Source organism: Pseudomonas sp. 05N434 (assembly GCF_056396965.1).
On sequence record NZ_JBFTMK010000162.1, the window covers coordinates 1 to 8980 of the forward strand.

Annotated in this window: 10 protein-coding genes and 1 pseudogene; 5 read left to right on the plus strand and 6 right to left on the minus strand. The window is 61.9% G+C overall.

All coding sequences use genetic code 11. From position 1 onward, the window contains the following. Positions 1–66: 66 nt before the first annotated feature. From AC1DLB_RS12740 to AC1DLB_RS12765, 6 genes are all read right to left on the minus strand, one after another. The gene (locus AC1DLB_RS12740) at positions 67–732 is read right to left on the minus strand and encodes a response regulator transcription factor (RefSeq protein ID WP_111453489.1); all 666 of its coding nucleotides are present in this window, start codon (positions 730–732) and stop codon (positions 67–69) included. A gap of 58 nt (positions 733–790) precedes the next feature. Then, positions 791–1348: a PQQ-dependent catabolism-associated CXXCW motif protein gene (locus AC1DLB_RS12745; protein ID WP_477742954.1), complete on the minus strand. Its 558-nt coding sequence runs from the start codon at positions 1346–1348 to the stop codon at positions 791–793. 125 nt (positions 1349–1473) lie between these two features. Then, on the minus strand, positions 1474–2265 hold the full coding sequence (locus AC1DLB_RS12750) for an ABC transporter permease (RefSeq protein WP_064618314.1): 792 nt from the start codon (positions 2263–2265) through the stop codon (positions 1474–1476). Beyond that, entirely contained in the window at positions 2262–3005 is a 744-nt protein-coding gene (locus AC1DLB_RS12755; RefSeq protein ID WP_477742955.1) for an ABC transporter ATP-binding protein, read from the minus strand. Before AC1DLB_RS12755 ends, AC1DLB_RS12750 begins: the two co-directional genes overlap by 4 nt. Beyond that, complete coding sequence (locus AC1DLB_RS12760; RefSeq protein WP_086946230.1) at positions 3002–3961, minus strand: YVTN family beta-propeller repeat protein; 960 nt, start codon at positions 3959–3961, stop codon at positions 3002–3004. The genes AC1DLB_RS12755 and AC1DLB_RS12760 overlap by 4 nt, the downstream gene beginning before the upstream one ends. A 33-nt stretch (positions 3962–3994) precedes the next feature. Continuing rightward, positions 3995–5179: an ABC transporter substrate-binding protein gene (locus tag AC1DLB_RS12765; RefSeq protein WP_477742956.1), complete on the minus strand. Its 1185-nt coding sequence runs from the start codon at positions 5177–5179 to the stop codon at positions 3995–3997. A gap of 251 nt (positions 5180–5430) precedes the next feature. On the opposite strand from AC1DLB_RS12765, the gene pedF reads away from it, so the two are divergent. From pedF to AC1DLB_RS12790, 5 genes and pseudogenes are all read left to right on the plus strand, one after another. Beyond that, on the plus strand, positions 5431–5892 hold the full coding sequence (pedF, locus tag AC1DLB_RS12770; RefSeq protein ID WP_018929707.1) for a cytochrome c-550 PedF: 462 nt from the start codon (positions 5431–5433) through the stop codon (positions 5890–5892). Positions 5893–5895: 3 nt separating this feature from the next. Continuing rightward, positions 5896–6774, plus strand: coding sequence for a substrate-binding periplasmic protein (locus tag AC1DLB_RS12775; protein ID WP_204123800.1), 879 nt, complete (start codon positions 5896–5898; stop codon positions 6772–6774). Then, positions 6771–7520 carry a quinoprotein dehydrogenase-associated SoxYZ-like carrier gene (locus tag AC1DLB_RS12780; protein WP_064618306.1) on the plus strand — a complete coding sequence of 250 codons (750 nt, stop codon included), beginning with the start codon at positions 6771–6773 and terminating at the stop codon, positions 7518–7520. Before AC1DLB_RS12775 ends, AC1DLB_RS12780 begins: the two co-directional genes overlap by 4 nt. 15 nt (positions 7521–7535) lie before the next feature. Further along, complete coding sequence (locus tag AC1DLB_RS12785) at positions 7536–8474, plus strand: quinoprotein relay system zinc metallohydrolase 1 (protein WP_477742957.1); 939 nt, start codon at positions 7536–7538, stop codon at positions 8472–8474. A gap of 183 nt (positions 8475–8657) precedes the next feature. After that, positions 8658–8980, plus strand: a pseudogene (locus tag AC1DLB_RS12790) (PQQ-dependent dehydrogenase, methanol/ethanol family); the annotation flags it as partial.

Genomic DNA, 8980 nt, shown 5'->3' on the forward strand with positions numbered 1-8980 from the left:
GACGACTGCTTCGCAGCCGAGCGGGAGCAAGCTCCCTCGCCACAGGTCAGCTTTCAAACCGGGCAGTTACCGCCGCAAATACGACCCGAAATCAATATCCCCGGCACTCAATATCGCCTGCACCCGGTTGTGCACATTGAGTTTGCGCAAGATCGCCGAGACGTGGGCCTTGACCGTGGTTTCGGCGATTTCCAGGGTGTAGGCGATCTGTTTGTTCGACTCGCCCTTGGTCATGCGTTCAAGCACCAGCAGCTGTTTGCGGGTCAGCGCCTGGAGCAGCTCCGGCGGGAAGCTCGGGGTCTCGCTCATGCGCCGGCTGGCACCGCTCTTTTGCGTGCGGATGATGTCCGGCGGCAGGTACACATTGCCATTGAGAATCTGCTGGATGGCTTCGGTCATCTGCGCCCGTGGCGAGGACTTGGTGATGAACCCCACCGCGCCATAGGTGATGGCTTGCAGCACGATCTGCTTGTCCTGTTCGGCCGAGACGATCACCACCGGAATGGTCGGCGCCTCGTTGCGCAGGTTGATCAGGCCATTGAGGCCGTGCATGCCGGGCATGTTCAGGTCGAGCAGGATCAGGTCCAGGTCGTCGTGCTCCTGGGTCAGGGCCAGGGCGCTGTCGAGGTCGGCGGTTTCCATGACCTCGCTGCCGGGGAAACCGTCGCTGATGACGTTATGAATGGCTTCGCGAAACAGCGGGTGATCGTCGGCAATCAGAATTTTGTACATGGCCTTTCACCTCATTATTTTTTTTTCAGGGTGTGGCAACAACACGCAAATGCTCAAGTCAGGGAAAAGGCTCGGGCTTCGCCTGTGTCACGGGCAGATTCGCCGCTTGCCAGGCATCCAGTCCGTCGCGGTACCAATACAGTGTTTTATAGCCCATGGAAGCAGCGCGTTTTACCGCGTTCCAGCTCAACCAGCAATCGGAGCGGCAGTAAAAGACCAACGGTTGCGTGTGATCGCCAGCGGTCAATGTGTTCAGGTTACGCGCAAAATAGTCTTGCCAGTCGGGCGTCAGATCGCCGTCACCGGTATTGGCCAACCAATGGCTGCCGGGCAGGTTTTCGTGGGGCTGGTCTTCAATGAAGCGGCCTTGCAGCCATTGTCGGCGGTAGACGTCGATCAGCACCGGCGGGGGTGTCTGCTTGAGCAGGTCTTGCAGGGCGGGCGTGTCGATGATGCTCGCGCCCTGGAGCTGAGTCGGAGTCGGGCTGCGGTACAGGCCGATGCGATAACCGTCGGCGGAGAACAGCGCTGTTTCGGCCTGTGCGGTGCCCAGCAACAGGCTCAGCGACAGCGCAGCGAGAGCAGGGCGCAACAGAACACGTCGGGCACGCGGCATAGGGGTCAGTCCTTATAGTTATGAACCCATTACATGCCAGTAGCGATGCGTTGTGAATGCGACGATAGACAGGTAAACCAGTACCAAAGTAGTAATTTTGTCCTGTTTTTTATCGTTCGGAGTAGTCAGCCGGATTTACGCAAGGCCGCATGTTGCGGGTTGAAGGTGAGCACGGCGAGCAGGGCGAACACCAGCGTCAGCCCCGCGCACACCGCCAGCGCCAAGAGGTTGAAGCGTTCGTACAGCGCGAAGCGCACCAGCTCCACCGCATGGGTGAACGGGTTCAAGGCGCACAGCCAATACAGCCACTCGCTGGAATCGCGCATTTTCCACAGCGGATACAGCGCCGACGACAGGAAAAACAGCGGGAAGATCACGAAATTCATCACCCCGGCAAAGTTCTCCAGTTGGCGAATCGCATTGGACAGCAACAGGCCCAGCGCACTGAGCATCAACGCCACCAGCAGCAACGCCGGCAACGCCAGCAACAGGCCCATGGCCGGCGGTTGCACGCCGTACAGCCAGGCAATCGCGAGGAAGGCGTACACCTGCAACAGCGAAATCAGCGACGTCGCCAGTAATTTGCTACACAGCAGAAAGGTCCGGGGCAGGGGGCTGGTCAACAGCACGCGCATGCTGCCCATCTCCCGGTCATACACCATCGACAACGAACCTTGCATGCCGTTGAACAGCAGGATCATGCAGGCAAGGCCGGGGATGATGTAAACCTCATAGGGAATGTAGGTGTCGTAGGGTTCGATGATGGCGATGCCCAGTGCCGCGCGGAACCCGGCAGCGAACACCAGCAGCCACAGCAGCGGCCGCACCAGCGCACTGAGAAACCGCGTGCGCTGCAACACGAAGCGCAGCCATTCGCGCAGCACGATGCCGCTGAAACATTGCCAGTAAGCGTTCATCTGCTGACTGCTCCTGAAGGGGCCGAGTTGGTCAGGCGAGCGAAAGCCGAATCGAGGTCGCCGCCATGTTCCAGGCTCAGCGCATCAGCTTGTCCGCTGGCGACCAAACGGCCTTGATGCAGGATCAGCAAGTCGTCGCTGGGTTGCACTTCATCCAGCAAATGAGTGGTCCAGAGCACGCTGATGGTTTGCTCGCGGCACAGGCTGCGGATGTGCTGATTGAGCGCCAGGCGACTGGCCGGGTCGAGGCCGACGCTGGCCTCGTCAAGCAACAACAGGCGTGGTTCGTGCAGCAACGCGCGGGCGATTTCCACCCGCCGGCGGTGGCCGCCATTGAGTTCGCGTACTCGCTCGCGACGGCGCTCGGTCAGGGCCTGACGCGCCAGCTCCGCGTCGACCCGCAGCCCGGTCTGGCGTCGGGACAGACCATGCAGCGCGGCGTGATAACGCAGGTTCTGCTCGACGCTGAGGTCCAGATCCAGCGTGCTTTGCTGAAACACCACTCCCAATTGCTTGAGCGCCGGGCGTGCCGCGTCGCGCAACGAGCATCCGCCGACGCGGATATCACCGCGTTGCAGATCATAGAGGCGGGTGAGCAGGGCGATCAGGGTGGATTTGCCCGCGCCATTGGGCCCAAGCAGCGCCGCAAAACGCCCCGGTGCCAAGCTGAAACTCACTTGGCGCAAGGCCTCGCGCGGGCCGTAGGCGAAACTCAGGTCGCTGACCTCAAGGGCGTTCATGGTGTCACCACCACGCCCCACGGATAGCGCCCGACCTTCACCGATTTGCTGACTTTGAGGGTGTCGACATCGATCACCGACACATCGCCACTGACGCCATTGGTGGCCAGCAATTGCCGTTGATCCGGGGTGAACGCCATCTGCCAGACCCGTCGGCCCACCAGCAGGTAATCAACAATCTCGAAGGTCTTGGCGTCGATCACCGCCACATGGTTGGCCGGGCCGAGGGCTACGAAGCCGTACTTGCCGTCGGCGCTGAGCTTGATGCCGACAGGCTGGACTTTGTCCGGGTGCACGCCTTTGATCTGGAAACTCAGGGTCTTGAGGATCTTGCGGCTGGCGACATCGAGAATCGTCACCGTGCCACCGATTTCCGCCGAGGCCCAAAGCTGCGAGCCATCGGGATTGAACTCGACGAAACGCGGCCGCTGATCCACCAGCGTATTGTCGGCCAGGGTCTGGGTGCTGGTGTCGATCCAGTGCAGCATGTTGGTGGTTTCGCTGGTGTTCACCGCCCATTTGCCATCGGGGCTGACGGCCATGCCTTCGGGCTCGACGCCGACGTTGATCTGCCCGAGCACCTTGGAGGTTTCGGTGTCGATCACCGTCACCAGCGCATCGTCTTCGTTGGAGACATACAACCAGCGATTGTTGGGGTGCAGGGCGAATTGTTCGGGGTCTTTGCCCGAAGGCAGTTCCTTGATGATCTTGCGCGTGGCGACGTCCATCACCTGGACCCGGTCCGAATCGCTGGCGCAGATGTACAGCAGCTTGTTGTCGTGGGACAGCAACAGGCCGCGCGGGCGCTGGCCGACGGGCAGGGTGTCGGTGACTTGCAGGGTCTGCATGTCGATCAGGCTCAGGCTGTTGTCCTTTTCGTTGGAGACCCAGGCGGTGCTGGCCGCCGCATGCCCGGCGGCGAGCAGTAGAGCGCATGAAAGCAGGGTGCGGCGCATGGCAGATTCCTTGTTGTTATGGGGGTAGGGCTTTCAGGGAAAGCGGCAGCTGACCTCGGCTTTGTCGTAACCCAGGCTGTCCATTTCGTTGAAGGGGTGCAGGAAACCGTCTTGCGGCGACGTGCTGACCAGCGCCCGGGGTTGCACGATGGGGATCGGCTGGCGCAACTGACCGTTCCACGGCCGGTAACTGAGCTTGCGGCCCTTGAAGCCGTCCAGCGGCAATTGCTCGCTGATTTCAAGCGTCCGAATCGCCATGGCATCGACCTGGCGCAATTTGCCCACCGCGCTGGCGATGCTGCGCACCGCCATCCACGCGGCGAAATCCCGATCGTTCATCCAGCGCCCGGCCAGGGCTTCGAAGCGTTTTTGCAACTGGGCGGCACCGTAGGTTTCCACGGTCTTGTGCCAGCCCACCGGGGTCAGGCCCTGGGTGCCGGCGACCGGCCGTGGGTACCAGGTCTGGTAGGGCACGTACTCGCCGAAATCGCCGCGTTCATCGGCCACCAGCACCACGTCGTACTCGGCGGTTTGGGTGAACAGCGGCATGTCGGCCTGGGCGCTGCGCCGTTGATCGTTATCGAAGCTCCAGGCTTTCTCCGCCACCAGTTGCAGGCCGAAGCGTTTTGCCGCCCGGCGCAGGGCGGCGGCGTAGGCTTGATCGTCGGCGGTCGGGCCGACGATCAGCAGCGCCCGTTGCCATTTGCGCAGCACCAGAAACTGCGCCAACGCATCGGCCAGCATCGCCCGGCTCGGCAGGCTGTGCAGCACGTTCGGCAGGCAATCGGTAGTGCGCAGGCTGTCATCGGGGCTGCCGGCATTGAACAGCAGGCTGTCGGGTAGCACAGCGCTGAGTCGGCGCAGGTTTTCCGCCGGAGCATTCACCACAAACAGGCGCAGGCCTTGTTCGTGTTGGGCTTTGGCGGCTTCGAGCAAGGCGTCGGGGTTGTCGACGTTGGCGCTGACCAGGCTGTAGCTGTGATTGAGGAAACGCCCGGTACTGTTGCTGTCGATGATCGCCAGCTCCGCGCCCCGCAGGCCGGCATCGGTCGGTTCAGGAATAACGTTCGACAGCAATGGCCCAGGATCGGGGCGATACCCCAGGTAGCCGATCCGCACCTGCAACGGCGCATCCGCCGCCTGACTCTGGGTCGCCAGCCCGGCGGCGCAGGCAATCGCCAGCAGGTAGATCAAGGCATAAGGGGCGAGCTGGCGCATAAGGCACTCCATCACAGGTAGCGCCAGCATAGGAACCCCGGTCGGTCGGGGAAATATGCAGAAAGTATCGATGGGCCAGTACCAAGGTAGTAACGGCGCCAGAACGCCCCCGGACTGTTCGCCGCAAGCCCTACTACCAAGGGAGTAGGCCGCGACCACCAAAGCAGCATGGGGTTGGCGCGAAGCCGTTCCTAAGATGGCTGCCATAGCCTCTGCAAAGAGGTTTTGCGTGCAATCTTGAGGGCATAACAATGACAACAAAACGCAACGCCTTGCTCGTTGCCGGACTGCTGGCCGGCTTCATCAGCGCAGGTTCCGTCTGGGCCCACGGCAACGTGGTACCCCAGGCCGTCGAAACCAAGGGACTGACCCCGATCAAGGATGCCGGTGTGCAGGTCGATGCCGATGGTTGGGCGGCGGTGAACCCGTATCGTTCCTCTCCGGAGCACGATAAAGCGTTGGAAATCGGCTCTTCGGCCTACAACCAGAACTGCGCGGCCTGTCATGGCCTGGAAGCCAAGTCCGGCGGCATCGCCCCTGACTTGCGCAAGCTCGACGTCGCCGAAGCCGGTGACGAGTGGTTCGTCGAACGGGTGCGCCATGGCGCCGTGCGTGATGGCCGAGTGTACATGCCGAAGATGGCTGACTATTTGAGTCAGGAAGCCTTGTGGGCGGTACGCACCTACCTGGACAGCGTGCACGTCGAGGAGTGACCCATGCGCCTGCTCGCGGTGTTGATCAGCGCTGTGTGGTTGTGCTGCCAGGCAGCGCAGGCACAGGTCCGGACCTATGACGAAATGATCGCCGCCGCCGAGCTGAAAGTCGCGGTCTACAAGGACTTCGCGCCCTACAGTTTCGAAGACGCCGGCCAGCCTCGCGGAGTCGATGTCGAACTCGCCCAGGCCTTGGCCAAGGCCATGGGGGTACGCCTGAAACTGATCTGGGCGCCCGCCGGGGAGAAGCTCGACGACGACCTGCGCGATTACATCTGGCGGGCCAGTCAGCTGCACAATCAGCAACTGGCCGACCTGATGATGCGCGTCCCCTACGACCGCGATTACTCACAGAAACGCAATGAGCTGGGCGAACTGGAGAACGGCCATGTGGTGATGTTCGGGCCGTACCAGACCGAACAATGGCAGGTGGCGTATGACCGTCGTCGACTGGACTCGGTGGCCAGCGTCGCGGTGTTCCAGCAGCACCCGATTGGCGTCGAAGTCGACAGTGTGCCCTCGTTTTACCTGACCTCGGTGTTCAACGGCATGCTCGCCGCCAAGACCCACCATTACCCCGGTGTGCCCCAGGCGTTTGCCGCGATGAAGGCCGGTGAAGTCGACGCGGTGATGGCGATGCGCGGCGAGATCGACTGGCAGGTGCATCAGGCCGCCGACCCGCAAGTGGCGCTGGCGGAAAACGCCTATCCGAACATGGGCAAGCAACGCTGGGAGATCGGCATGGCGGTGCATGAAAGCAACCGGCAACTGGCCTATGCCGTGGAAGAGGCGCTGGAAGCGTTGATTCGCGAGGGCACGGTCAAAAGCATTTATGCCCATTACGGCCTGCGCTATGACGTGCCCGAGATGTATCAACAATGAACTGGCGCGCGCGTTGGCTGTTGGCCTGCTGGTTGCCCTTGGCCGCGCAGGCGGTTGAGGTCGATCCGGTGCCGTCGGTGATGTGGGCGTTCTATCACAAGCAGATGCTTGGCGACGCACCGTTCGTGTTCGACGAGCGGGTCAAGCTGCTGGCACCGCCGTTCGCCGAAGACGCCCGGCAAGTGCCGTTGGAAATCGACGCTCGGGCGTTCAAGGGCGAAGTGGTGCGAATCCTTGCCTGGGCCGAACTCAACCCGCTGCCGAAAATCGTCGACTTCGAGCCTTTGACCGGTGTGCTGCCCTGGCTGTCGATCCGCATCCGCGTTGAACAGGCCACGCCATTGCGCGCGGCGGTGTTGACTCGCGACGGGCTGTGGCATGTCGGCTCGACCCTGATCGACGCGGCCGGCGGCGGTTGCACGGCGCCGAGCGTGGTGCGCACCCAGCCGGGCTGGGAAGAACACATCGGCGAAGTGCTTGGCGGTCGTTATCCCCGTGGTGAGTTCAGTCGCGTGCGTTTGCAGGTGGCGCATCCGATGGACAACGGCATGGTCAGCGGCATCCCGGAATTTTTCCTCAACCAGGCCGAGCTGCGGGACTCAGACAACCGGGTACTGGCGCGTCTGGAGCTGTTCCCGGCGGTCAGCGAGAACCCCAACCTGGCTTTCGACATCGAAGGTGCGGGGCAGACGCGCCTGATACTGCGCGACAACAGCGGCAATCAATTCGATGCGGCCATACCCTGACCCAAGGAGCGTGTGATGCGCTGGATGCTGTTGTTGTTCATCTGTGTGAGCCTGCCGACCCTGGCCGATCCCGATTACGCACTCAAGCCCCGACAGATTGCCGAAGACACCTGGCTGCTTGAGGGCAGCACCGATAACTTCGCCAAGAACAACGGCGGCAACATCGTCAACACCGCGTTCATCGTCACCGGGCAAGGGGTGGTGGTGATCGACACCGGGCCATCGAAGCGCTACGGCGAGGCCCTGCGCAAAGCGATTGCCGCAACCACCGATAAACCGGTGATCCAGGTGTTGCTGACCCATCACCATCCCGACCATGTGCTGGGCAATCAGGCCTTCACCGACGTGCCGATTGCTGCACTGGCCGGCACCACCGAGCTGTTGCATCAACAGGGTGATGCGATGGCCGAGAACATGTATCGACTGGTGGGTGACTGGATGCGCGGCACCGAAGTGGTGTTGCCGACGCAGACGCTGACGCCAGGCGTGCAAAGTTTTGGGAACCACGATTTGCGGCTRCTGAGTCTGGGTGGGCACACCGGCGCGGATCTGGCTATTCTCGACCAGAAAACCGGCGTGCTGTTTGCCGGGGATCTGGTGTTTTATCAGCGGGCCCTGACCACGCCGAACAGCCCGGGGTTGTCGGTGTGGCTGGCGGATATCGCCACGCTTCAGGGATTGCCGTGGACGCTGATTGTGCCCGGGCATGGGCCCGTGGCAACGGACAGCAAACCGTTCGAGCAGATGCGCGATTACCTCTCCTGGCTCGATCAACTCATGCACGACGGTGCGGCGAACGGCAGCGACATGGCCGAGATGATCCGCAGCCCCATTCCTGAACGTTTCGCCGGGATCAACCTGAGCCGTTATGAGCTGATCCGCAGCGTCAGCCATTTGTACCCGCGCTATGAGCGCGCGCAGATGACGCGGGTGGATTCCGGCAAGGATCAGTAGTCCATCTCAGATACGACGCATCCTTTGTGGTGAGCCTTCGTTGATTGGCATCATCCGACCCGCTACCAAGGAACTAGAAATCTCCGCATTGCGGGCAATTGTTGCAAKGGCGGCGGCGCCCAAGAATCTGCACCAGACCGGGAAAATTTCCCGGGTATAACAAAAACCGCAGAGGTAGCCGTCATGACCCAACCCGCACGTCGCCAACCCTTCGTCTTGAGCGTGCTGCTCAGTGCCATGCTGTTGTCCGGCCAGGCAATGGCCGCAGTCTCCGATCAAGACATCCTCCAGGATCCGAAGAATCCGGAACAGGTCGTCACCAATGGCCTGGGCGTCCAGGGTCAGCGCTACAGCCCGCTGGACACCCTCAATGTCGACAACGTGAAAGACTTGCGCCCGGTCTGGGCCTTTTCGTTCGGCGGTGAAAAACAGCGCGGTCAGCAAGCGCAGCCGATGATCAAGGACGGCGTGATGTACATGACCGGTTCCTACTCACGGGTGTTCGC

Coding starts and splice junctions, on each gene's coding strand:
- AC1DLB_RS12740 (WP_111453489.1), bottom strand. CDS start 732: ATGTACAAAATTCTGATTGCCGACGATCACCCGCTGTTTCGCGAAGCC.
- AC1DLB_RS12745 (WP_477742954.1), bottom strand. CDS start 1,348: ATGCCGCGTGCCCGACGTGTTCTGTTGCGCCCTGCTCTCGCTGCGCTG.
- AC1DLB_RS12750 (WP_064618314.1), bottom strand. CDS start 2,265: ATGAACGCTTACTGGCAATGTTTCAGCGGCATCGTGCTGCGCGAATGG.
- AC1DLB_RS12755 (WP_477742955.1), bottom strand. CDS start 3,005: ATGAACGCCCTTGAGGTCAGCGACCTGAGTTTCGCCTACGGCCCGCGC.
- AC1DLB_RS12760 (WP_086946230.1), bottom strand. CDS start 3,961: ATGCGCCGCACCCTGCTTTCATGCGCTCTACTGCTCGCCGCCGGGCAT.
- AC1DLB_RS12765 (WP_477742956.1), bottom strand. CDS start 5,179: ATGCGCCAGCTCGCCCCTTATGCCTTGATCTACCTGCTGGCGATTGCC.
- pedF (WP_018929707.1), top strand. CDS start 5,431: ATGACAACAAAACGCAACGCCTTGCTCGTTGCCGGACTGCTGGCCGGC.
- AC1DLB_RS12775 (WP_204123800.1), top strand. CDS start 5,896: ATGCGCCTGCTCGCGGTGTTGATCAGCGCTGTGTGGTTGTGCTGCCAG.
- AC1DLB_RS12780 (WP_064618306.1), top strand. CDS start 6,771: ATGAACTGGCGCGCGCGTTGGCTGTTGGCCTGCTGGTTGCCCTTGGCC.